Consider the following 23,126-nt stretch of genomic DNA (forward strand, 5'->3'; position numbering starts at 1 on the left):
CCCGCGCGGGTGTGGTTCGGAGATCGGGCGGGTCGCGCTGGTGGGTTTGGAGATCCTGGACGGGGTACGGCGGCCGGATGCGACCGGACTCGGTGCGGCTGGCCGCGCGCGTGCCCGGATGGCTGCTGACCGCCGCCGCGGTGACCGGATGCCTGCTCGTCCTGGGCGCCGGCGTCTACGCGCTCATCCGCGTCCTCGTGGTGATCGCTCCCGTCGTGCTGGCGGTCGTGGCGGCGCTGCTGCTCAGCGCGCTCCTCGGGCCGCTGACCCGGCTGCTGCAAACACTGCGACTGCCCGCCTGGCTGGCCTCGCTGCTCACTGTGCTCCTGCTCCTGCTCGTCCTGCTCGGCAGCCTGGTGCTGATCGGCGTGCGGGTCGTGAGCCAGTTCGGCGACCTGCGGCGGCAGCTGACCGCCGGCGCAGGCCGGGTGCACGAGCTGCTGGTGTCAGGACCGCTGCACCTCGACGCCCAGCAGATCACGGAGCTGACGAACGCGGCGGAGCGGGCGCTCCGTAGCGCGATCCCCGGCCCGGCGGCAGCGGTGAGCGCCGCCGAGATCCTCACCGCGAGCGTACTGACCCTGCTGCTGCTGTTCTTCATGCTGCGGGACGGACCGACGGCGTGGCAGCGGGCCACCACGCTCGTGCCGCCGTCCCGCCGGGCCAGGGTGACGGCCGCGGCGGCGGCAGGCTGGCGCTCCGTCACCTTGTACGTGCGCGGCATCGTCGTGATCGCCTCGGTGGACGCGATCGGTATCGGCATCGCCCTGATCGTGCTACGCGTCCCGCTCGCCCTGGCGCTGATCCTGCTGACCTTCATCGCCGCGTTCGTGCCGATCGTCGGCGCGACCGTCGCCGGTGTGATCGCCGTGGCGGTGGCCTTCGTGACCCGCGGCCCGACCACCGCCCTGCTCGTCCTGGCAGCGGTGCTCCTCGTCCAGCAGACCGAAGGCCACCTGCTGCACCCGCTGGTCATGCGCCGGGCGGTCCGGCTGCACCCGGTGGTGACCCTGCTCGCCATCGGCGTGGGCACCCTGCTCGCCGGCATCGCGGGCGCCGTCGTCGCGGTGCCGACGTGCGCCTTCGTCTACCACGCCGTGACCGGCTACCGCGCCGCCGCCCTGGCGGAATCAGCCCCGCCCGAGCCGCCCGACGACACCGCTGAGTAGTCATCCGTTGTCGGTTACTACTTCCGGGCCCGTCGGGTAGGGGCTCGCCGTGCAGGACATGTCCGACGCTTCGCGAGGTGGTCTCGGTGGACAGGTATGTCGGGCCCGGTGACGGCCGGGTTCCGGGCTTGGCTGCTGTCGGGGATCAACGACCGGTCGTTGCAGCACGCGGGTCCGGGTGCCAAACCGGCTGCGGACCGTCGGCACTCGTGGTGGAAGGTGATGTGCCTGACCGGGGTGGACTACTTCTCCACGCTGGGCTACCAGCCGGGGATCGCCGCGCTCGCCGCGGGGCTGCTGTCGCCGGTGGCGACGGTGGTGCTGGTGCTGGTCACGTTGTTCGGGGCGTTGCCGGTGTACCGGCGGGTGGCGCAGGAGAGCCCGCACGGTGAAGGGTCCATCGCGATGCTGGTGCGGTTGCTGCCGTTCTGGCAGGGGAAGCTGTTCGTGCTGGTCCTGCTGGGGTTCGCCGCCACCGACTTCGTCATCACGATGACGCTGTCCGCGGCGGACGCGACCGCGCACCTGGACGAGAACCCGTTCTGGCCGGCGGCGCTGCGCGACCACGAGGTCCTGGTGACGCTGGTCCTGCTGGTGCTGCTCGGCGCGGTGTTCCTCGTCGGGTTCACCGAAGCGGTCGGCATCGCGGTCGCGATCGTCGGGCTGTACCTGACGCTGAACCTGGTCGTGGTCGTCGAGGGCCTGTGGCTGATCGTGACCCGCCCGTCGACGGTCACCGACTGGTCGGCGGCGTTGACGGCCCAGCACGGCAATCCGCTGCTGGTCGTGGCGATCGCGTTGGTCGTGTTCCCGAAGCTGGCGCTGGGCCTGTCCGGGTTCGAGACCGGTGTGGCGGTGATGCCGCACGTGCGCGGTGACCCGGCCGACAGCGAGGAAGCCCCGGCCGGGCGGATCCGTGACACCAGGAAGCTGCTCACCACGGCCGCGCTGATCATGAGCGGGTTCCTGCTCACCACCAGCGTCGTCACCACGGTCCTGATTCCGCCGGCGGAGTTCAAGGCGGGCGGGAAGGCCGACGGCCGGGCGTTGGCCTACCTGGCACATGAGCACCTCGGTCCGGTCTTCGGCACGGTGTACGACCTGTCCACCATCGCCATCCTCTGGTTCGCCGGCGCGTCGGCGATGGCCGGCCTGCTGAACCTGGTGCCCCGGTACCTGCCCCGCTACGGCATGGCACCTGACTGGGCCGGGGCGGTGCGGCCGCTGGTCCTGGTGTTCCTCGTGATCGCGGTCGTGATCACCGTCTACTTCCGTGCCGACGTCAACGCCCAGGGCGGCGCCTACGCCACCGGCGTTCTCGTGCTGATCACCTCGGCGGCGGTCGCTGCCGCGCTGTCCGCCCACCGGCACCGCGAGCACCGCAAGTTCGTCTCGTTCGTGGTCATCGCCGCCGTCCTCACGTACACCACGATCGCCAACGTCGTCGAACGCCCGGACGGGGTGAAGATCGCCGGGTGTTTCATCGTCGGCATCGTGCTGGTGTCGGTGCTGTCCCGGATCGACCGGTCGTTCGAGCTGCGGGTGACCGACCTGCAGTTCGACGCGACCGCCAGCACCTTCATCCACGAATGCGCCCGGCGTACGATCCGGCTCGTCGCCAAGGAGCCCGCGCGTCGCACGGCCCTCGACTACCGGGAGAAGCTCCAGCAGATCCAGGCCGACAACGACATCCCCGATGCCGCCGACGTGATCTTCGTCGAGGTGTCCATCACCGACGCCTCCGACTTCGCGTCCGCCGTCGTCGTGCGTGGCGAGGTCATGCACGGCCGGTACCGCGTGCTCGCCCTGCAGAACCCGGCCGTCGCGAGTGCGATCGCGGCGCTGCTGCTCGGCATCCGGGACCGCACGGGCCGGCGCCCGCACATCTACTTCGAGTGGACGGAGGGCAACCCGGCCGTCAACTTCCTCCGCTTCCTGATCTTCGGGCAGGGCGAGGTCGCACCGGTCACCCGCGAGGTACTGCGCCGGCAGGAGCCCGACCGCATCCACCGGCCGCACGTCCACGTCGGATAGTAAGAAGCGACGTCAGCCCGCCGGGCGCCTGGGACGCTCCCGCCCGGCGACGTTGAGGGAGTCGGCCAGGCCGCTGCGCCGCAGGCGTTCATCCGCGGTCGCGCTGACGGCGGCGACGACCAGCCGGTATCCCACCTGCCCGCCGACGCGCAACGCGGCCGCGAGCGCGCCCACGCCGGCGGAGTCGATCCACGTGACCTCGGTCAGGTCGACGCCCACCAGCGTCGGATACCACTCCAGCGCCGCGGCGAGGGCCCGGTGGAACACCGCCACCCCGTGGCTGTCGAGCATGCCGTGCAGCACGATGAGCACCCGCCCAGCGGCCTCATTTTGCACCTCGAACGACAGAGCCACCGCGCTCTCCCTCACCAGTGAGGAACCCGAGTCCGACCCTAACGGCGAAAGTCCTCACTCAGTAACACCGGCGGATGTGGGCTTTGTAAAGTGTTCGAACGGTCCTTCTTGTCAGGGCTGTCGGCCTGCGGCACCCTCGCGTCCGAGGCGTTCCTGCTCAGCGGCATTGGCGGCATAGGCGGCGTCCAGACGCTCGAGGGGACCCGGGCCGTGGCGCGGCTTCGGCGGGGCGTCCAGGTGGCGCTCCCGGAGCTCGTCCATGAGCTCCTCGATGAACGCCGGACCCTCGTCGCGCATGAGCTGCTGCCGGATCCGCAGCTCGTCGCTGCCCTGGCGCCAGTCGAGGCCCCAGTTGCCGAGGGCGTAGATGATCGGCAGTGTCTGGATGCCGGCCTCGGTGAGGCTGTAGCGGGCGCGCTGCCCCCGGAACGCGGTGCCGCGGGTGAGGATGCCAGCCTCGACGAGCCGCACGAGGCGGTCGGCGAGGATGTTCGAGGCGATGCCCTCGATCGACCCGGTGAGCAGCGCCCGGAAGTAGCGGCGGTCGCCGAAGATGACGTCACGCAGCACGAGCATCGACCAGCGGTCCCCGAGGACCTCGACGGCGGCGTTGATCGGACACCCGGACCGTGGTTCCACGACTCCTCCTTGACAGGTGATTCGCCACCAATATAGTGGTTGCAGAACGCAACCACTACGGGGTGAGGGTGAGGATGGGCCGCTTCGTCTACTGGATGAACGTGTCCCTCGACCTGCGGATCGAGCAGGTTCCCGGGGACAACGGTGCCGGCGAGTGGCTGCGCATCGACGAGGAGCTGCACCGCGAGTTCAACGCGCGGGCGCGAGCGCTCGCGCTCATGGTCCAGGGGCGCGTCGTCTACGAGACGATGGAGGAGTACTGGCCACGGGCCCGCGAGGACGCGTCGCTGCCGGACGTCATGCGTGAGTACGGCGAGATCTGGACCACCGCGCCCAAGGTGCTCGTCTCCCGCACCCGGCACGCCGCCGGTCACAACACCCGAGTCATCGGCGGCGACGACGCGATCGAGCAGCTCGCCGCACTCCGGGCCGAGACCGACGGCGCCATCGGGGTGGGCGGCGCGACGCTCGCCACGCAGCTGCTCCGGGCGGGGCTCCTCGACGAGCTGCTGCTCTTCACCCATCCCACGATCCTCGGCTTCGGCCGGCCGCTGTTCGACGACTACGACCTGCCGATCGATCTCGACCTGCTGGAGCAGGGATCGTTCGAGCACGGCGTCACGATGCATCGCTACTCGGTGCGGGACGCGAAGGAGGCGGGCTCGTGCTGACGCGGGTCGCGGACGGTGTGCTGGTCCACGAGAGCGAGTTCCTGAAGAGCAACGCCATCGCCGTGCAGGGCCGCGCCGGAGTGCTGCTCATCGACCCCGGGGTGCAGGACCACGAGATGGCCTGCCTCGCGGCCGACCTGGCCACCTCGGGCCAGACCGTCGTGGCCGGCTTCTCGACCCATCCGCACTGGGACCACCTGTTGTGGCACGCCCAGCTCGGCGCGCCCCCGCGGTACTGCACGGCCAGCTGCGCGGACAGCGTCCGGGAGGAGCTGTCCGACCCGGACGCGAAGGTCAACATCACCGCCCACCTGGCCGAGACGGAAATCGCCGGCCAGGTCCCGCTGGACCTGTACGGCCTCGTCACCGCCCTGCCCGCAGAGACGGCAAGGATTCCGTGGGACGGCCCGCAGGTCCGGATCATCGAGCATCAGGCGCACGCCCCGGGCCACGCGGCGCTGCTCATCGAGGAGCGCGGGGTGCTCGTCGCCGGTGACATGCTCTCCGACGTCCTGATCCCGATGCTCGACCTGCACGGCGCCGCCGCCGACCCGGTCGAGGACTACCTGGCCGCGCTGCGGCTGCTGGAGGACGTGGCGGGCGACGCCGACGTCGTCGTCCCCGGCCACGGGTCGGTCGGCGGCGCCGGTCAGGTGCGCGCACGGATCGAGCTGGACCGGGCGTACGTGCTCGCCCTGCGCGACGGCCGGGTCCCCGACGACCCGCGGATCGGCCCGTCGGCCAAGCCGGGCTGGGAGTGGGTCAGCGACGTGCACAACGGGCAGGTCCACCGTCTCGCCGCACGCACCGGACGCGACGGCACCCGCGGCTGACGACCGGTGCGGCAGCACCGGCCACGGGGGTGGTGCTGCCGCACCGCGGGCGACGGGCGCCGGTGGGTCAGCGGCTGCCCCAGTAGTCGGCGAGGCCGTAGAAGCCCTGGTTGAACGTGATGTGCCGGGCGAGGAACACCGCCAGCGGCCGGTCCGTCTCCATCAGCGGCGCGAGCCGTTCGCCGGCCTCCTCGATGAGCGCGGCCAGCCTGGCGTCGACCACCTCCCGGTCGACGCCGAGCAGCAACGCGTTGACGTCGCCCCACGTCACGTCCCGCTGGTAGGTGCCGTAGTCGTTGAGGATCCGGATGATCTGCTGGACCAGCCGGCCGGCGGAGACCAGCGCGCCGGTGTCGGTGACGGGCGTGTCGGTCGTGGCGATCCAGTGCGACAGGAACACCAGGGAGTAGCCGAACTCGGCGCCGGCGAGGTATTCGTCCAATGTGGGCAGTGCCGCGGCGGGGTCGGCCTTCCACTGCCAGTCGCGGGTCATCGACTCGAGCATCCTGCGGACGTCGTCCTGCCAGATCTCGGCGAGGCCGGGGAACGCCGGTGAGGTGGCGAGCTCGGCGCGGATGTCGGCGAGGAGACCGGCCAGCTCGTCGCCCGCGGGGGCCGGGCCGCCGTCGACGACGGCGAGGCAGCGGGCCACGATCTCGTCGATCTCGGCCCGGGAGGTGGCGAGGAGGTCCATCAACCGGTCGACCGCGAAGATCCACATCGTGATCCGGTTGGCGGGGCGGAGCTGGCCGGCGTCGAGCCACGGCGCGCAGAACGTGTTCGCCAGGGCGATCGTACTGAAGAACGGGCCGTCGAACGGCTTGGCGGGGAACAGCTCCGGATACGCCCCGGCGCAGGCGATCAGGTCCCGCTGGACGTGGCTGGCGACGGCGCAGACCGCGCCGGCCTCCCTCGGCGCGAGGAGATCAGCGATCGCGGTCACCGCATGATCATACGGTCAGCCGACCGGCGCCGGCTCCTCCGCGGCGATCACGTGCTGCACCAGGCTGATCAGCCCCTGCTTGGCGCTCTTGCGGTTCCGCGCGTCGCACAGGACCAGCGGGACCTGCGGGTCCAGGTCGAGCGCCATCCGCACCTCCTCCGCGTCGTACACGGGAGCGCCGTCGAAGCAGTTGACGGCCACGATGAACGGCGTGCCGTGGCGTTCGAAGTAGTCGACCGAGGGGAAGCAGTCGGCCAGCCGCCGGGTGTCGGCGAGCACGACCGCGCCGATCGCGCCCAGCGCCAGCTCGTCCCACAGGTACGAGAACCGGTCCTGGCCCGGGGTGCCGAACAGGTACAGCACCAGGTCGGCCGTGATGGTGATCCGGCCGAAGTCCATGGCCACGGTGGTGGTGGTCTTCGCATCGACGCCGGACGTGTCGTCGATGCCGACCCCGACCTCGGTCAGCCGCTCCTCGGTCGTCAGCGGCTCGATCTCGCTGACCGCGCCGACGTACGTGGTCTTGCCGGCACCGAACCCGCCGGCGATCAGGATCTTCACCGTGGAGGGCAGCACCCCGCCGGCCGGTTCAGAGAGCGTTGAGACCATTGATGACCGCCTTGAGTAGGTGGTGACGTTGCGGCTGCGCGGCCGGCCTGGGGCCGCTGGTCAGGATCAGCCCGGCGCCGAGCAGGTCGCCGAGCAGCACCCGCACGGTGCCGAGCGGCAGGTGCAGGTGCGCCGACACCTCGGCAACGGACAGCGGCCGCTGGCACAGGCTCAGGATCGCGGCCTGCTCCGGCGGCAGGTCGCCGCGGATCGAGGCGGCCGGCTGCGTGGACACGACCACCGCGATGAGGTCGAACTCGCCTTCCGACGGCCGGGTGCGACCCTGTGTCATCGCGTACGGCCGGACGAACGGTCCGGCCTCGTCGTCAGCCCAGCCGGGGCCGTCGGTCTGCCCGCTCACTTCGCGTCAACCGGGTCCGCGGGGGTGCGCTCGGCGGTGGCCAGGTACTTGCCGACCCGGGCGACCAGCATGGCCATCTCGTAGGTGACGAGGCCGATGTCGGCGTCGGAGCCGGTCAGGACCGCCAGGAAGGCACCGTGTCCGGCGGCCGTCACCAGCATGAACCCGGACTCCATCTCGACGATGGTCTGCCGCACCGCGCCGGTGCCGAAGCGGCGCCCGGCGCCGCGGGCGATGCTCTGCAGGCCGGACGCGATCGCGGCGAAGTGGTCCGCGTCGTCCTTGGTGAGGCCGTCGGACGCCGCGAGCAGCAGCCCGTCGGCCGACAGCACCACGGCCTGCTGCAGGTGCCCGACGCGTTTGACGAGGTCGTTGAGCAACCACTGCAACTCAGCGACCGGATGTTTCTGCTGCACCGAACTGTCTCCTTCTACCAGGTCCCGCCGCACTTACCGGGTCCGGTTCTCGTCGTCGGCCCCCGGCCCCGGGTCACCGGTGCCGTCGGACGCCTGTCCAACCTGCTCGGCCTGTTCGCGGCCGCGGACCGTCTGCTGCTGGTAGCTGGCCCAGCGGCGGCGGGTCTCGTCGGGGCTCAGGGGCTCGCCTGCCGCCCCGTTGGTGTTGTCCTGCGCCGTGCCGTTCGCGGCGGCCTGGCGGACCCGGCGGGGCAGGCCGTTCGGCGTCGGCGGCAGCGCGGCCGGTACAGACGGCGCCGATGGAACGGAAGGCCCAGCGGGCGCGGAAGACACGGAAGACACGGAGTGCCCGGCAGGCACGGTGGGCACGGCGGCCGCGGGCGGCGCGGCCTGCTCCACGGCGGCCGGCGGTGAGGCCGGCAACGAGGCCCGCACGGGGACCGCCGCCGGAGGGCGTGCGGCGGGCGGGGCGGACCGCGCCGGGGGAGCGGCGACCAGGAGGCCGCCGGTGCGCGCGGTCGCGTGCATCGCCGTGACCTGAGCGCCCTCGTCGCCCGCCGTGAGCTCGGGTTGCGCCGCCTCCGCGGGCGCCGCCTGGGACGGCCCCACCTGGTCGGTGGCCACGATGAGCGATGCCGGGATCAGCACGATGGCGGTCGTCCCACCGTACGGCGAGCTGCGCAGCTCGACCCGGATGCCGTGCCGGACCGCGAGCCGGCCGATGACGAACAGACCCAACCGGACCGTGCTGGACAGCACGAACTCCGCCGGTGCCTTCAGCTCGGCGTTGGCGGCGGCGAGGTCCTCCTCGTTCATCCCGAGCCCGCGGTCCTCCACCTCCACCACGTAGCCGTTGGTGACCAGCTGGCCGCTCACCTGCACCTGGGTGTGCGGCGGGGAGAAGGCGGTCGCGTTCTCGATCAGCTCGGCGAGCAGGTGGGCGGCATCACCGGCGGCGACACCGGCGACACCGGCCGGGTTCGGCGGCGCGACGGTGACCCGGGTGTAGTCCTCGACCTCGGCGACGGCGGCGCGGATGACGTCGATGACCGGCACCGGCCGGCGCCAGGTCCGCCCGGCGGTGGCGCCGGCCAGCACGATCAGGTTCTCGGCGTTGCGGCGCATGCGGGTCGCGAGGTGGTCGAGCCGGAACAGGCCGTCGAGGTTGTCCGGGTCGTTCTCCCGGCGCTCCATGTCGTCCAGCAGCGTCAGCTGCCGGTGCACCAGCCCCTGGGTGCGGCGGGCCAGGCTCAGGTACACGTCGCGGACGCTGCGGCGCATCTCCGCCTGCTCGACGGCGGTGCGGATCGCGGTCTCCTGCACCAGGTTGAACGCGGTGCCCAGCTGCCCGACCTCGTCGCGGCCGAACGCCAGGGGCGGCGCCTCGGTCGCGACGTCGACCGTCTCGCCGCGGCGGATCCGGTCGACCACCCCGGGCAACCGCTCGTTGGCGAGTGTGAACGCCGCGTTACGCAGCCGCTCCAGCTGGCGCAGCAGCGACCGTGCGGTGGTGATCGAGATGATGATCGAGGCGATGACGGCGAGCAGGCCGAGGCCGCCGGCGAGCGAGATCCGCACGATGACGCCGATCGCGGCGGAGCCGGCGCGGTCGATGAGGTGGTCGGCGGCGCGCAGCACCAGCTCCCGCAGCTGGGCGAAGACCGGCTCCACGGTGGCCTGCCAGGTCGCCAGGTCCGTCGGCGGCGGCCCGTTCACCCGGCCCCGCTCGACGACCATGTCCTCGGTCGCGCGCAGCTTGTTGAACGCGTCGCCGTTGACCAGCTCGTCGTACGCGGCCCGGTCCGCCTCGGGCAGTGCGGCGGCGACCTCCGCGTACCGGACCCGCTGCGCCCCGACCAGTTTGACGAACTGGGTGTGCTCGGCGACGGTGAACCTGCCCGCGGCCAGGACACCGGCGAGCAACGCGTCCTCCTGGGACAGGATTTCACGGGCATAGCTGGCCTCGACGAGTGTCCGGCCGTCGTTGATGATTGCCGGGTCGTCGAGTGACGACAGCGCACCGAATACCAGTAACGTGTCGGAAACAATGTCACTGAAGAATGCGGCCGTCTGGGTCCGGTCCGCCGTGCGGGCGTCAACACCGGCGCGCGTTTCACCGAGCTTGCCGAGCTTTCCGGCGACATTCTCAATACGCCGGTCGAGCGTGTCGCTGCCGGCGTCCCTGGCATCCCCGCCGCGCGCGAGCCGCTCGAAGTCCTGGCGTGCCGAGTCGGTGCGGGTCCGCTGGTCGGCGAGTGCCTGCCGGCGCTCGGCGGTGGGGTTGGCGACGTAGACGACCGTGAGCCGCCGCTCCTGCTGCAGCGCCTCCACAAGGGACTCCGAGGGTCGGCCGACGGTCTCGTCGAGCGTCGTGACCGTCAGCAGGTTGAGGCCTTCCCGCAGCGTCACGAACGCGGCGAACCCCCAGAGCGCGACGAGCGACGCCAGCAGGGCGACGATCTTCACCCGCACGTGTGAGCTGCCGGATCTCATTGACATTGTCTCCCGAAAGCCCACGCGCCCAACGGATTGACCTGGGATAAACCCCGATCACGCGATGCGCTGTTGATGTTGGACATGCAGTGGTGTGGTCACCGTCATTCGACAACGGGCACCGTAGCAGCGTGCGATCGGCCACTCAAGTTGCCTGGTGACCGGTGTGCGGACTTCGGCGCCGGCACTAATCCGTGGCGGCCGGCGACGAAATTCCGTAACGCATTGCATTGTCCGATCCGGCCAGCCGGAATGCCGCGAGAACCGCGGCCCGGACAATGCGCGGCGGCACGTAGAGATCCTTGTCGTGCCACAGCGGCGGGTCCGGCTGCTGCCCGGACGTCGCGGCGAGGTAGGCCAGCCCGTCGGCCGCGGCGGCGTGCGCCCCGGGCTCGTCCAGCGCGGCGGTGAGCAGCAGGGTCTGCACCGCGTACGCCGTCTCCTCCGCGGTGCCGTGCCAGCGCCCCCAGGACCGGTCGGCCGCCTGGGTCGCGACGATCCAGCGCACCGCCCTGCGGATCGTGGCGGCCGGCTCGCCGCCGCCCAGGCGGCCGTGGCGGTGCAGCGCCGTCACGACACAGAACGTCGCGTAGTACGGCGACGCGTGCCACTTGTCCATCCAGCTGCCGTCGGGCAGTTGCTGCGCGCACAGCCACGCGGTGAGCTTGGCGACGACCGCGCGGTCCCGCGCGCCCGCCCAGGTGTGCGCGGCGACGTGGTGGCCGAACAGCTCCAGTACGTGCGCGTTCGTGGTCGTCGACGGGGTCCGCTCGCCGAGCCAGGTGCTGAAGTGGGTGTCGACCTCGAACGGCCACAGGCAGTCGACGGGCTGCGCCGCGCCGAGCTGCGCCAGCGTCAGCAGGGTGACCGAGGTGGTGTCGGCGTCCAGCGGCAGGCCCTCACCGCCGGCGAGCCCGCCCGGGCCGAGCGGCGCGGCCAGGGCGGCGGCGACCCGGTCGGGGCGCCCGACCGGGAACCCGGCGCCGATCAGCAGGCTGAGCACCCAGGCCCGCTCGAACGGCGCGATCGGGACGACGCTGGGCACCGGCCCGCCGTGCCGGCGGGTGACCGCCTCCAGGTAGCGCAACGTCGCCGAGGTCGGGCCGGCCGGATGCCCGGCCAGCCACGCGGCGGTGGCGGCGGGCGACGCGCCGACCCCGCCGATCGGCGCGGGCCGCACCGGCTGGTTCGCGGTGAGCGGGCCGACGACCTCGAGGGAGTGCATGAGCTTGTCCGGCACCGGCGCGCCCGCGTCCAGCATCGCGCGGATGCCCCGCAGCGGCCGGTCGTCCATGCCGGCCGGTGCCGCCAGCCGGACGCCGGCGAACCTGTCCAGGCCCGGCACCGGCCGGTCGGCGAGGGCGTCGAGGTGCGCGTTCACGAGGTCGACCAGGGCCGGCACGATCAGCTCGACCGCCGGCGTGTCCGGCACGTCCGCGACGCGCAGCGGCGCCGGGCCGGCCAGCCAGCCGATGAGCCGGTCGAGGCCCTGCCCGGCGGGCTCCGCGGCCGACGGGTCGCCGTCGCGGGCGGTGGCCAGCAGCGCCTCGGTCGCGCTGAGGGTCGGCGCGAGGGCGTACCCGCCCGGCTGGCCCCAGCCGCCGTCGGGGCGCTGGGTGGCGCGCAGGAACGCGACCCGGGCGGCGTGGTCGACCAGCCACGGCGCGATCGACACCAGCCGGCCGGTCTCGTACACCGACGGGGAGATGCGCCCCCACCGCGTGGCGGCGACCTCGTCCACGAGGTCGGCCGCGGCGGCCTGGAGGGCGGGTCCGGCCGGCGCCGAGCCAGGGTCCGGCGCGGCGCCGGCCACGCCGCTCACCGCTCCCGCCGGGTGATCGTCATCGCCAGCCGCCGGCTGGGCCGCAGGGTCACCGCGGCCCTCGGATGGACCGGTCCGTCGTCGCGCAGCCGCGGCCGGAACCGGCTGAGCATCGCCGCCACCACCAGCTGTGCCTCGACCATGAACAGCTGGCTGCCGAGGCACTGGTGCGGGCCGCCCGCGAACGGCAGGTACGCGAACCGGTGCCGGCCGGTCCGCTCGGGCCCGAACCGTTCGGGGTCGAACACGTCCGGCCGCTCCCACAGCGACGGCATGCGATGGGTCAGGTACGGGCTCATCACCACGGTGCTGCCGGCCGGGATCCGCACCCCGCCGACCACGTCGGAGGCCAGTGCGGTGCGCGGCAGGAACCAGCCGGACGGGTACAGCCGCAGCACCTCCTGCACGACCATGCGGGTGTACCGCAGCCGTGGCAGGTGCGCGGCACCCGGGCGCTCGTCGCCGACCACGTCCTCGACCTCGGCCCGCAGCCGCTCCGCGACGGCGGGGTTGGCGTCCAGCGCCACCCACAGCCAGGTGAGGGCCATCGCGGTCGTCTCGGTGCCGGCGACGTACATGCCGACGACGTCGTCACGGATGCGCCGGTCGTCCAGCGGCTGCCCGTCGCCGTCGCGGGTCTGGCAGAGCAGCGCCACGACGTCGTCGGCGTCGGGTTGCCGGCGCCGCTGCGCGACCAGCGGGTACATGACCTCGTCGACGGTGCGCACCGCCCGCCGGAACGCGCGGTCGCCGGGCAGCGGCAGCCACCGCGGCGCGAACGGCAGCAGTATCCGGGCGGTCAGGGAGGTGAACGCGGTGGCGACGGCCTGACCGAGCCGGTCACCGTCGGCCGCCGCGATGCCGCCGCCGAAGAAGGCCCTGCCCAGCGCGAGGTCGGCGACGCGGGTCATCGCCTCGGCCACGTCGAACGGCCGGCCGGTCTTCGCGTGCTCGTCGAGGGCGTCGACGGCCTCGTTGACGGTCACGGCGAGCAGGTCGGTCAGCGCGGCGACGTGCCGGGCGGCGAACATCGGGCGCAGCACCTCGCGGCTGGCCTTCCACTGCGGGCCGTCGCCGGAGATGCCGTTGCCGGTCAGCCGGCGCACCGGCTGCCACATCATGCCTTCGCGCACGTACCGGTCGGCGTGGCCGCTCAGGACGTGCTGCACGTCGTCGGGCCGGGTGATCAGGTAGGGCCGCAGGAAGCCGAGGTTGAGCCGCACGACCGCGCCTGCGGCCCGGCCGGAGATCGCCTCGAGCTCGGCGAGCGGGTCGCGGGCGAACCTGACCGGTGTGCGGTAGGCGGCGACGGTGGCCGCGTCCCGTGGCAGCTCATGGTGCGGTGCCAGCCGCTGTTGAGGGGTGCTCGCCTGCAAGTCATTCGCCCCTTTGTGCCCGGGCATCCATCATTTTCCACCGATGCCACCTCACGAAGCTACGTGATCACGATCGGTAAGGGAATGGTGAAAGGTGAGAGCGTTTCCACATCGGCCGCTCCCACCTGCCCGGACTGCCCGCATACGGGTGCGAAGATCGACGATGTCGTTTGTGGCAGAACGACCCCGCCGCGCGGTCCTGAGCGTCTGGCCGGGCGCCGTACACTCGCGGCGGTCACGCACCGGACCAGACGGGGGATCGACGATGACAGTGCGCGTGCCGGACCTGCCGCCGCCGCACGACCTGTGGGCCGAGCCGGCCCTGCTGTCCGCCCTGGCCGCCGGCCGGGCGCCCAGCATCATGCCGGGCTACGCCGTCACCGCCGACGGGCTGCGGATGCGCGACGTCGGCAACGGCTGGTGGGCGCTGCTGCCCGTGGCCGGCGGCCGGGCGGTGCTCTTCGGGCTCGACCTGGACAACAGTGAGATCGAGATGTGCCGGGAGCCCGTCGACCTGCTCGCGGGCGGTCCGGCGTGGCTGCCGTGGTCCTTCCTCCAGGCGTTGCTCGCGGGCGAGGTGGTCGGCTTCGTGTACTGGTGGGACGGCACCGCGTGGAGCCGGGCCCGGTACCCGGCGGACCTGCGCGAGGACGGCTGCCGGATCCTGCTCGAGGAGGCGGCCACGGCGCTCGCCGAGGCGGTCGAGGACCTCACCGACGACGCCGCCGACCGGCAGCGGCTGCTGGACCGCCTGCGCGACGCGGCCCGGGACCGCACCGCCGACCTGGCCCTGTTCGCCGCGGTGGAGCAGGCCCGCACATCGGCGCGCGAACCGGCGATCGACCCGGCCGCCGCCCTCGCGGCGGCGACCCGGGCCGGGCTGACACCGGGCAGCAGCTGGCCCGAACACCCCGCCGGCGACGGCGAACCGGCCGGGCGCACGGTGCCGTTCAGCGGCCCCGACCAGCAGGCCGCCCTCGTCGAGCGGGTCATGCGCGACGCGCCGGAGCAGCCACGGCCGGCGACCGCCGACGGCGGCGCGCTGCGGGACCTCGCGGCACACCTGCGCGCCGAGGGCACCGCCGTCCTGACCGTGCAGTGGGGCCCGCGGCACCGCACGGCGTTCAGCGCCGAGTCCGGCCAGCAGGTCACCGGCGCGCTCACCGACCTCGTGACGGCGCTCCACGAGGCCGACGCCGACCCCGCCTCGGGGCGCTGGCTCTACCTGCGCGTCGACGTCACCGGACCCGACGCGACGGTGCAACGGGCCTACGACCACGCCCCCGGCTGGTGGCGGGCACCGCACCCCACCGCAGGCCTGCCGCTGCTCCGCGAGGAGACGGCCGCCCGCACCGAGCGGTGGCGTCCACAGTGGACCGCGCTGCTCGACGCGTCCCTGGCCAGGACGGGCGTGCCACCGCACCTCTGCCGTCCCGCCCCGAAGCCCGCGGCCGGGGCCCTGTAGCCGGGCACCGGCCGCATGACGGGGCCCGTTACGCGGGCACCTGGTCGAACTGCTCCCAGGCGCCGATCGCGGTGCGGTTGGCGATCAGCGCCGCGGCGCCCGCGTTCTCCGCGCAGACATAGCGGTTGTTCACCGTCGCGAGCAGGCTCACCGTGCCGTTGCTGTTGCGGATCAGCCGGAACGTCTCCCACGGGCCGGCCGCAGTACGGTTCGCGATCAGCGCCGCGGCACCCGCGTTCTCGGCGCAGACGAGCCTGCCGTTGACCTGGGCACGCAGCGCGACGTTCCCGCCGCCGAGGTCGACGAGCTCGAACCGCTCCGCGGCGCCGACGGCGGTGGCGGCGGCGAGCAGGGGCGCGGCGCCGTTGTTCTGCGCGGAGACGTACCGGTTGTTCGCCCGGGAGCGCAGCGCGACCGCGGTCGACGGCGGGGGCGTCGACGGGCCGCCGGCGATCGGCTGGGTGGGGCGGGTGGCGGTCAGCGGCGTCTGCCGCTTGAACATCCGGCCGCCGTCGGCGGTGATGCGCAGGTAGTAGTCGGAGGAGCAGGCCACCCCGTCGGCGTCCAGCGCGGGGCGGCCGAAGTTCGTCGGCTGCATCGAGGCGTTCTCCGCCGTCTTGGCGATCTGGTTGCCCTCGTTGAACTCGTCGAACATCGACACGTACAGGCCCTGCGCGCCGAGCCGGGTCATGTTGTAGATGTGGTGCCAGTAGAAGTCGCCGTGGGCGCGGGCGCCGGCGGACAGGTCGCCGGGCATGACGCAGGGCTGGTAGTCGATGCCCCGGGCGTTGCAGTCGGCCTGGTCGCCGACGTTGACGTTGTTGTAGTACGAGTCGAGCCCGGCGATGTCGCCGGTGCGGCCGACCATCCACGGCGAGATCATGTTGAAGGCGTGGTACACGTCGAGGAAGCCGGGGCGGGAGTCGTTGACGCCGGTGCGCCACCAGGTCGGCACGCCGCCGATGACGTAGCAGCCCTGGGCCTTGAACCAGTTGACGACGTCCAGGCACGGGCCCGGCGCGAACGGGCGGCCCGAGTCGTTGAAGCCGAAGCCCCAGATGCACACGACCGGCTTGCCGTTCTGCCGCGCGTACGCCGGTGACGCCGTGTACGCCGACATCTTCGTCGTCCAGTCGGTCTTGATCTGCGACTGCATGTCGGTCCAGCTGGTGACGTCGTACATGATGTAGAACTTGCGGCCGTAGGCCTCGGCGGCGCTGCGGACCTTGACGGTCATGGCGTCGCGGATGGGTCCTTCGCCACCGAACGGGTTGAAGCGCTGCAACGCGGCCGTGTCGCAGCCGTAGTCGCGCATCCACTTGAAGTGGGTGTCGACCGTCTGCTGGTCGTAGGACGAGAACAGCGTGGCGGGCTGCCCGTTGCCGAGGTTCGCGTACGCCGTGGCGTACGTCTTCGTGTACTCGCGCATGTCGGGCCACGACACGAGGGTGGTGTTGCTCGGCGACGGCGGCTGGCTGTTGTTCGCGCTGTAGTGCCACCAGGCGTTGATCGGTGACCCGTCGCCGCGGCAGGCGAACCAGCCCTGGTAGCCGACGGAGATCTTGCCGACGACGTCGCCGGGGGCGCTGGCCGCGTCGGCGGTGCCGGCGACGTAGGCGGTCGCGCCGAGACCGGCGACGGCCAGCCCGGTGGACAGGACCTGGCGGCGGGACAGGCTCATGGGAGGTTCCTTCCAGAGGGAACGCGGGGAGGAGCGCGCCGACGCACCTGCTGGGACGGGACCTCCCGTGAGGGAGGGGAGGGATCACCGCCGTTGACGACTGTGTCAAGAGCATGGCGAGCTGTCAATGTGTACATCGGATGAATGGCTGCCCAAGACAGTTTTGAACCGCACCAAAGGCAAACGTAAACCGTGCAGACATCGGTGGTGTCAGCGGGCGACCTCACCGAACGACCGCACCACGAGGTCGGGCAGCCGCCCACCGAACGCGACGGCGCCGCCGTCGCGGCGGGCGACACGGAACGTGTGGCGCTCGCCCGGCAGGAGGGTGACCAGGGCGTCGTCGACGACCAGCTCGTGCGCCTCGACGCCGAGCGGCCCGGCGAGCCGGTCGGCGAACACGCACACGTCCCGCAGCAGCGTCACGGCGGTGACCGTGACGTGCAGCGCGCCGTCCACGACGCGCACGTCGGCGCGGTGCTCGGGGCGGGGCGCGGTCAGCTCCCGCTCGGGCCGGTAGCTCCACGTGGTCCGTACGCCGTCGGCGTCCACGACGAGCAGCTCGGCGTGCGGGTACGCGGGACGGCCGACGCCGGCGTCGACGGGCAGGCGGACGAGCCCACCGGCGGGACAACCGGCCCGCAGCCGGGCGCGGGCGTGTTCCGTGCCGTCCAGCCCGATCCGCCGGATGAGGACGTCGGCGTGCCAGGCGGTGCCGGTGTCGTTGACGAGCGCGAGCAGGAGCCCCGCGTCGCCGGTCGGGTCGTGCGTCGGCCCCGGATGCACGGGCTGGACGGTGGCCAGCCGCGGCGCGAACGAGCGGCGCAGCGCGTGCCACAGCGGCTTCTCGATGCCCGCGTGGTCGACTGCGGACCAGCTGATGGCCGGCCAGCAGTCGTTGAGCTGCCACACGACGACGCCGCCGCAGCGGTCGCGGGACCGCAGCCACTCGACCCCGGTGGCGACGGCGCGGGCCTGCACGACCTGGGTCGCGAAGTGCCAGTCGGCGCCGTCGGCGGGCGTCGGCACGTGCGGCTGGAGACCGCGGGTGAGCTTGTGCATGCCGTCGATCGCGCGCAGGTGGTGGCGGGTCAGCGTCGAGCCGGGCCCGAGTGTCTGGCCGTCCACGACGCGTTCGAGGGTGCTCCAGGCGGCCGGCCCGCACCAGCCCATCTCCGCGACGAACGCCGGGTCGTGGTCGCGGTAGTGCGCGTAGTCGGCCTCGTTCCACGGGTGCCACAGGTGGCTCGGGCCGTGCGTGTCGGCGGCCGGGTCGCGGTCGACCGTGCCCGACCACGGGGAGTTCGGCAGGTACGGCCGGGTCGGGTCGAGGCGGGCGAGGACCCGGGGCAGCACGTCGAGGTAGTAGGCGGCGCCCCAGCCGCGGGTGCCGAGCTGGTCGGCCCAGCCCCAGTGGTGCCAGCCGACGACGTTCTCGTTGCCGCCGCACCACAGCACGAGACTGGGGTGCGCCGACATGCGGGCGACGGCCTGCTCGGCTTCGGCGGTGACGAGGCCGAGCATGTCGTCGTCCTCGCAGTAGGCGGCGCACGCGAACAGGAAGTCGTGCCAGACGAGCAGGCCACGTTCGTCGCAGGCGTCCAGGAACTCGTCGGTCGCGAAGTGGCCGCCGCCCCAGACCCGCAGGAGGTTGGCGTTGCCGGCGACGGCCTGCTCGATGCGGGCGGTCACGCGCTGCGGCGTGGCGCGTCCGGCGAACGTGTCGTCGGGGATCCAGTTGTACCCGCGGACGCGGACCCGGTGGCCGTTGACGACGATCGCCCAGCGGGTGCCGAGCGCGTCCGGGGACTCGTCGACGGTCACGGTGCGCAGGCCGACGCGGGTGGCCGCGGTGTCCAGCACGGTGCCGGCGTGTTCGAGCCGCACCTGCACGCCGTACAGCGGCTGCGCGCCGAGCCCGATCGGCCACCACAGCTCGGGGTCCTCGACGGGCACGGTGAGCGCCACCTCGTCCCCGGTCAAGGTGCCGGTCGCGGCTCCGGCGGGGCGTCCGGCAGGATCCGTCAGCTCGACCCGCACCAGCGCACCTTCCGGCGCGTCACAACGGACGTGCGCGGTGACGTGCGCGGTGTCATGGGCCGGCTCCAGCGTCACGAGCGGCCTGACGTGCTCGATCCGGCCGGTGTACGTCTCCAGGCGGATGCCGCGCCAGATGCCGGCGGTGACGTGGTGCGGACCCCAGTCCCAGCCGAAGTTCGCCGCAGCCTTGCGCACGTGCGCGTACGGCTCGTCGTACGGGCTGGGCAGCGGCCCGTGCGCGCGTTCGTGCGCGAGCGCGGCGTCCCACGCGGAGGCGAAGCGCACCTCGAGGAGGTTGTCGCCGGGCCGCAGCACGTCGTCGACGGCCCACCGGTAGGTCAGGTGCTGGTCGCGGGCCGCGCCGACGTGCCGGCCGTTGACGTAGACCTCGGCGATCGTGTCCAGGCCGTCGGCGACGAGGTCGGTGCGGGCGCCCGGCACCGGTGCCCACTGGATGCGGCGGCGGTACGTCCAGCGGGAGCGCCCGACCCACTCCTGCGCGAGCTCGCCCCAGCCGATGTCGGGGTCGTCCAGGAGCCCGGCCGCGAGCAGCGCGGTGTGCACCTCACCGGGCACCTGCGCGGCGATCCGCGCCGCCTGCACGGACTCCGGGACGGTGGCGGGCCCGCTTTCCCAGGCCAGCTCCCAGGTGCCCCCGAGGTCGAGCCGGCTGGCAGCGGCGGTCGTCGCTTGCGTGGTGAGTGTCATCCCTTTACCGCCCCTGCGGTGAGTGCTTCCTGCATGCGACGGCTGGCGAGTGCGTAGGTGATGTAGACCGGCAGCAGGGTGAGCACGGTGCCCGCGGTGAGCACCCCGACGTTGGTGGCGTCGGAGATGAGGGTGGGCAGTGCCACCTGGACCGTCCGTACGTTCGGGGCGGTGCCGGTGACGGTGAGCGAGAACAGGTATTCGTTCCAGAACGTGAGCAGCTGCAGGATCGTGACGCTGACGATGCCCGGCATGGCGATGGGGATGAACACGCTGGTCAGCAGCCGCCGGTGACCGGCGCCGTCGAGCGCGGCGGACTCCACGAGGGCCGGCGGCACGGTCCGCATGAACTGGGTCAGCAGCAGCACCGACAGCGGCAGGGCGCTGGCCGGCAGGAACAGCATCTGGAACTCTCGGGTGTAGAACAGCCCCAGCTTGATCGCCAGGATGACGGTGGGGATCAGGGCGGCGAACGGCGGGATGAGGAAGCCCGCGGAGAACGCGCCGGTGATCCACCGGGAGAGCCTGTTGTCCTGGCGGGCCAGGGCGTACGCCGCGGGCACCACCAGCGTCAGGGTCAGCGCGATCGCGACGACCGAGATGAGCAGCGAGTTGAACAGCGCCTGCCCGAGGCCGGCGGTGCGCCAGGCGGTGGCGAAGTTCCCCCACAGCCACCGCGACGGCAACGCGAACGGCCGCGTGAAGATCTCGACGTTCGTCTTCAGTGCGCTCACCGCGAGGTAGTACAGCGGCGCGGCGAGCAGCAGCGCGTACAGCCAGGACAGCACGGTCGCGGTGCGGCCCGCGGTGCGCCGGGTCGTGCGGGGGTTCATCGAGGGTTCTCCCGTGGGCTGCGCAGCAGGACGTGGATCAGGGCCATCCCGGCGATGCCGAGGAGCAGGAGCACGACCCCGACCACCTGGCTGTAGCCGAGGTCCCGCTGCGCGAACGCCTTCGCGTAGACCAGGTACGACAGGGTGGTGGAGGAGGTGCCCGGCCCGCCCTTGGTGAGCAGGAGGATCAGGGCGGCGGAGGTGAACAGCGTCCAGAGGTACTGCAGCATCGTGAGCGTGCGGACGTAGTCCTTGACCATCGGGAACGCGATCTGCCACATCGTGCGGAACCGTCCCGCGCCGTCGATGCGCGCGGCCTCCAGGACGTCGGCCGGCAGGCTCGCCAGCCGGGCGGCGAACAGCACGGCCGTCCAGCCGATGCCGCGCCACAGGTCGATGACGATGAGGCTGGCCAGGGCGGTGTCGGGGTCGGCGAGCCACGCGGTGGCCCACGTGTCCAGACCCACGCCGCGCAGCAGGCCGTTGACGCCGCCGTCGGGGGACAGCACGCCGTAGAAGACCATGCCGGTGACGGAGATGGAGATGAGGCCGGGGGAGAAGTACAGCACCGAGAGCACCCGGTAGCCGCGCGGTTTGGTGTTGAGGTGGTAGCCGAGCATGAACGACAGCGGGATCATCAGCGGGATCACGACGGCGACCTGGACGGCGCTGTTGCGCACCGCGGCGTAGAACGCCGGGTCGGCGAGGACCTTGCCGATGTTCTCCGTGCCGGCGTAGGTGGGCTCGTACAGCAGTCCCTTCCACCGCAGCGTCGCGATGACGAACATCGCGGCGAGCGGGCCCACGGCGAAGACGGCGAACCAGAGCAGGGACGGGACCGTCAGCCAGAGGATGCGGGGCGAGTGCAGGCCGCCGCCGCGTCGCCGGCCGGTCGGGGCGGCCGGTGGCCGCGCGCGGGTGCGGACCAGGGTGCTGGTGGATGACATCATGCGTTCCTTCGTCGCTGCGGGCGGGGGCGGCGGTGCGCGCCGTCCCCGCCCGGCTTGCGGGGGTCAGCCCTTGGTGGCCGTGTCAGGCCGGTTTCCGGGGTCAGCCCTTGGTGGCCGTGTCGAGTCCGGCGCAGATCTGCTGCGGCGTCGACTTGCCGTAGGCGCCGGTCAGGACCTGGATGATGCGGTCGGACGCGGAGCCGATCCAGACGTCGGGCAGCACCGCGTAGTCCACCGTGGCGTCCAGGCCCAGCGACTGCGTCAGCAGCGGGTTGGTGGCGTAGGCGGCGAAGTCGCCGGTGGTCGGGGGCAGGATGCCGGAGTCCTTGACGAAGTCGCCCACGGACGCGTCGGCGTAGAACCTGGTGATGAACTTGCGCAGGTTGTCGATCCGGCCGGGCTCAGCGCCCCGCTTCGTGATCATGAACCCGACACCGGTGAAGCCGCGGTACGCCGTCGGCTTCTTGAACGTGGCGCCGCTGGGCACCGGGAACCCGCCGAGGGTCGTGCGCTTGTCGATGCCGGTGCCGGCGGCCGTCGACTCGGTGTAGGCCCACGAGCCGGCCGGCATGATCGCGGCCTTGCCGGAGTAGTACGCCGCGTACATGCCGTCGGCGATGAGCCCGGCGGCGTTGTCGACGAACACGCCGGCGTCGCGCAGCTGCGTGAACAGCTTGATGCCGTCCAGGACCGATGGCGTCGCGCAGTAGCCGCCCTGCTGCATGACCTTCTGCATCGTCGCGGCGTCGGTGTAGGACTGCGCGACCTGGTAGAAGAACTTCTGGCCGGTCCAGTCGTTGCCGCCGACGGCGAGCGGTGCGACACCCTTGGCGCGCAGCTTCGCGGCCGCGGCGATGAGCTCGTCCGTGGTGGCCGGGATCTTGTCGACGCCGGCCTGCTTCAGCAGCTCGGTGTTGTACCACAGCGGCCAGCTGAACCCGGAGAACGGCAGCCCCTGCAGCTTCCCGCCGGCGCGCCACTCGTCCAGCGCCGCGGGCTTGATCTTGTCGGCGAGACCCCAGTCCTTGACGTACTGGTCGACCGGCACGGTGACGCCGGCGTCGAGCCAGCCGAGCGTCTTGTCGAACAGATTGACGATGACCACGTCGGGCGACTTGCCCGCGGCCACCGCGTTCTCGACCTGGTCGTCGATGGTTTCGAGGCCTTCGGTGACGTTCACCTTGATGCCGGTCTCGGCGGTGAACGCCTGGAACACGCGGTTCTGTGCGGCGGCGGCGGAGTTGCCGGCCGACCAGCGGGTGACGACGTCGATGGAGTCCGGGGCGGCGGCGTCGTCGCCGCAGGCCGCGAGGGCAGGGGTGAGGGCGAGGGCGACGAGTGCGGCCACGGCGCGCACGGCCCGCGGCCTGGTGCGGTGGTCCATAAGGGCTTCCTTTACGCGTCTCTGGGCAGGGGAAGGCGGCAGCGCGTCGACGTGACGACCGGCGCTGCTCGCCGCGTGGGAAGGGGTGTCCCGGGCTGTGCTCGACACAGCGTCGCCGACGTCCCGAGCGAAGTCAATAACAAAGATTTTTAATCTATGAACTTGCGACGCGAGATCGAACGTGGCGGAGCAGCCGGCGGCAGGGGTGGTGACCGATGGTCATGATGCGGCGCAGTCGGCCGAGGAGATCGACGGCGCAGGAGGCGTCTCAGTGGCCTCGCCCGCAAGTTCATTATCTCATGAACGTAAATCTCGACTACAACCGGTAGTTGGTTCTGGTGAGTT

At 72.3% G+C, this 23,126-nt stretch carries 19 protein-coding genes; 5 read left to right on the forward strand and 14 right to left on the reverse strand.

Annotated elements, in window-relative coordinates; all coding sequences use genetic code 11:
• The first annotated feature begins 77 nt into the window (after positions 1-77).
• Complete coding sequence (locus ABD332_RS05655; protein ID WP_344500192.1) at positions 78-1,169, forward strand: AI-2E family transporter; 1,092 nt, start codon at positions 78-80, stop codon at positions 1,167-1,169.
• Positions 1,170-1,277: 108 nt separating this feature from the next.
• Positions 1,278-3,203 (forward strand): amino acid transporter, encoded by a 1,926-nt coding sequence (locus ABD332_RS05660; protein WP_344500194.1) that lies wholly within the window; start codon positions 1,278-1,280, stop codon positions 3,201-3,203.
• Positions 3,204-3,215: 12 nt separating this feature from the next.
• Here ABD332_RS05660 and ABD332_RS05665 read toward each other — a convergent pair whose 3' ends face one another.
• Together ABD332_RS05665 and ABD332_RS05670 are read right to left on the reverse strand one after the other, a co-directional pair.
• A complete protein-coding gene (locus ABD332_RS05665; RefSeq protein WP_344500196.1) occupies positions 3,216-3,557 on the reverse strand; it encodes an STAS domain-containing protein in 342 nt (113 codons plus the stop codon).
• Between the two features lie 111 nt (positions 3,558-3,668).
• Positions 3,669-4,196, reverse strand: coding sequence for a winged helix-turn-helix transcriptional regulator (locus ABD332_RS05670; RefSeq protein WP_344500198.1), 528 nt, complete (start codon positions 4,194-4,196; stop codon positions 3,669-3,671).
• Between the two features lie 74 nt (positions 4,197-4,270).
• Here ABD332_RS05670 and ABD332_RS05675 point away from each other — a divergent pair, with 74 nt between their 5' ends.
• Positions 4,271-4,867 (forward strand): dihydrofolate reductase family protein, encoded by a 597-nt coding sequence (locus ABD332_RS05675; protein ID WP_344500200.1) that lies wholly within the window; start codon positions 4,271-4,273, stop codon positions 4,865-4,867.
• Positions 4,861-5,700, forward strand: coding sequence for an MBL fold metallo-hydrolase (locus ABD332_RS05680; RefSeq protein WP_344500202.1), 840 nt, complete (start codon positions 4,861-4,863; stop codon positions 5,698-5,700). Before ABD332_RS05675 ends, ABD332_RS05680 begins: the two co-directional genes overlap by 7 nt.
• A gap of 67 nt (positions 5,701-5,767) precedes the next feature.
• On the opposite strand, the gene ABD332_RS05685 is transcribed toward ABD332_RS05680, so the two are convergent.
• The 7 genes from ABD332_RS05685 to ABD332_RS05715 all read right to left on the reverse strand — a co-directional run bounded on the left by ABD332_RS05685 (position 5,768) and on the right by ABD332_RS05715 (position 13,720).
• Complete coding sequence (locus tag ABD332_RS05685) at positions 5,768-6,643, reverse strand: terpene synthase family protein (RefSeq protein WP_344500204.1); 876 nt, start codon at positions 6,641-6,643, stop codon at positions 5,768-5,770.
• Between the two features lie 15 nt (positions 6,644-6,658).
• Positions 6,659-7,252 carry a GTP-binding protein gene (locus ABD332_RS05690; protein ID WP_344500206.1) on the reverse strand — a complete coding sequence of 198 codons (594 nt, stop codon included), beginning with the start codon at positions 7,250-7,252 and terminating at the stop codon, positions 6,659-6,661.
• Positions 7,233-7,613 carry a DUF742 domain-containing protein gene (locus tag ABD332_RS05695; protein WP_425552122.1) on the reverse strand — a complete coding sequence of 127 codons (381 nt, stop codon included), beginning with the start codon at positions 7,611-7,613 and terminating at the stop codon, positions 7,233-7,235. The genes ABD332_RS05690 and ABD332_RS05695 overlap by 20 nt, the downstream gene beginning before the upstream one ends.
• Positions 7,610-8,029: a roadblock/LC7 domain-containing protein gene (locus ABD332_RS05700; RefSeq protein WP_344500208.1), complete on the reverse strand. Its 420-nt coding sequence runs from the start codon at positions 8,027-8,029 to the stop codon at positions 7,610-7,612. The genes ABD332_RS05695 and ABD332_RS05700 overlap by 4 nt, the downstream gene beginning before the upstream one ends.
• Positions 8,030-8,062: 33 nt before the next feature.
• Positions 8,063-10,522: a sensor histidine kinase gene (locus ABD332_RS05705; protein ID WP_344500210.1), complete on the reverse strand. Its 2,460-nt coding sequence runs from the start codon at positions 10,520-10,522 to the stop codon at positions 8,063-8,065.
• Between the two features lie 187 nt (positions 10,523-10,709).
• A complete protein-coding gene (locus ABD332_RS05710) occupies positions 10,710-12,335 on the reverse strand; it encodes a prenyltransferase/squalene oxidase repeat-containing protein (protein WP_344500211.1) in 1,626 nt (541 codons plus the stop codon).
• 5 nt (positions 12,336-12,340) lie between these two features.
• Entirely contained in the window at positions 12,341-13,720 is a 1,380-nt protein-coding gene (locus tag ABD332_RS05715; RefSeq protein ID WP_344500213.1) for a cytochrome P450, read from the reverse strand.
• A 265-nt stretch (positions 13,721-13,985) separates the two neighbouring features.
• Between ABD332_RS05715 and ABD332_RS05720 the strand changes: the two genes are divergently transcribed.
• Positions 13,986-15,185: a hypothetical protein gene (locus ABD332_RS05720; RefSeq protein ID WP_344500215.1), complete on the forward strand. Its 1,200-nt coding sequence runs from the start codon at positions 13,986-13,988 to the stop codon at positions 15,183-15,185.
• 28 nt (positions 15,186-15,213) lie between these two features.
• On the opposite strand, the gene ABD332_RS05725 is transcribed toward ABD332_RS05720, so the two are convergent.
• The 5 genes from ABD332_RS05725 to ABD332_RS05745 form a co-directional block, all read right to left on the reverse strand.
• On the reverse strand, positions 15,214-16,866 hold the full coding sequence (locus tag ABD332_RS05725; protein WP_344500217.1) for a glycoside hydrolase family 71/99-like protein: 1,653 nt from the start codon (positions 16,864-16,866) through the stop codon (positions 15,214-15,216).
• Between the two features lie 210 nt (positions 16,867-17,076).
• Positions 17,077-19,614, reverse strand: a complete 2,538-nt coding sequence (locus ABD332_RS05730) for a glycoside hydrolase family 2 protein (RefSeq protein WP_344500219.1) — start codon at positions 19,612-19,614, stop codon at positions 17,077-17,079.
• Positions 19,611-20,447, reverse strand: coding sequence for a carbohydrate ABC transporter permease (locus tag ABD332_RS05735; protein WP_344500221.1), 837 nt, complete (start codon positions 20,445-20,447; stop codon positions 19,611-19,613). The genes ABD332_RS05730 and ABD332_RS05735 overlap by 4 nt, the downstream gene beginning before the upstream one ends.
• Positions 20,444-21,397, reverse strand: coding sequence for a carbohydrate ABC transporter permease (locus tag ABD332_RS05740; protein ID WP_344500223.1), 954 nt, complete (start codon positions 21,395-21,397; stop codon positions 20,444-20,446). Before ABD332_RS05740 ends, ABD332_RS05735 begins: the two co-directional genes overlap by 4 nt.
• 100 nt (positions 21,398-21,497) lie before the next feature.
• Positions 21,498-22,781, reverse strand: coding sequence for an ABC transporter substrate-binding protein (locus ABD332_RS05745; protein ID WP_344500225.1), 1,284 nt, complete (start codon positions 22,779-22,781; stop codon positions 21,498-21,500).
• Between the last annotated feature and the right edge of the window lie 345 nt (positions 22,782-23,126).

Source organism: Dactylosporangium maewongense, from assembly GCF_039531485.1.
Lineage (GTDB): Bacteria > Actinomycetota > Actinomycetes > Mycobacteriales > Micromonosporaceae > Dactylosporangium > Dactylosporangium maewongense.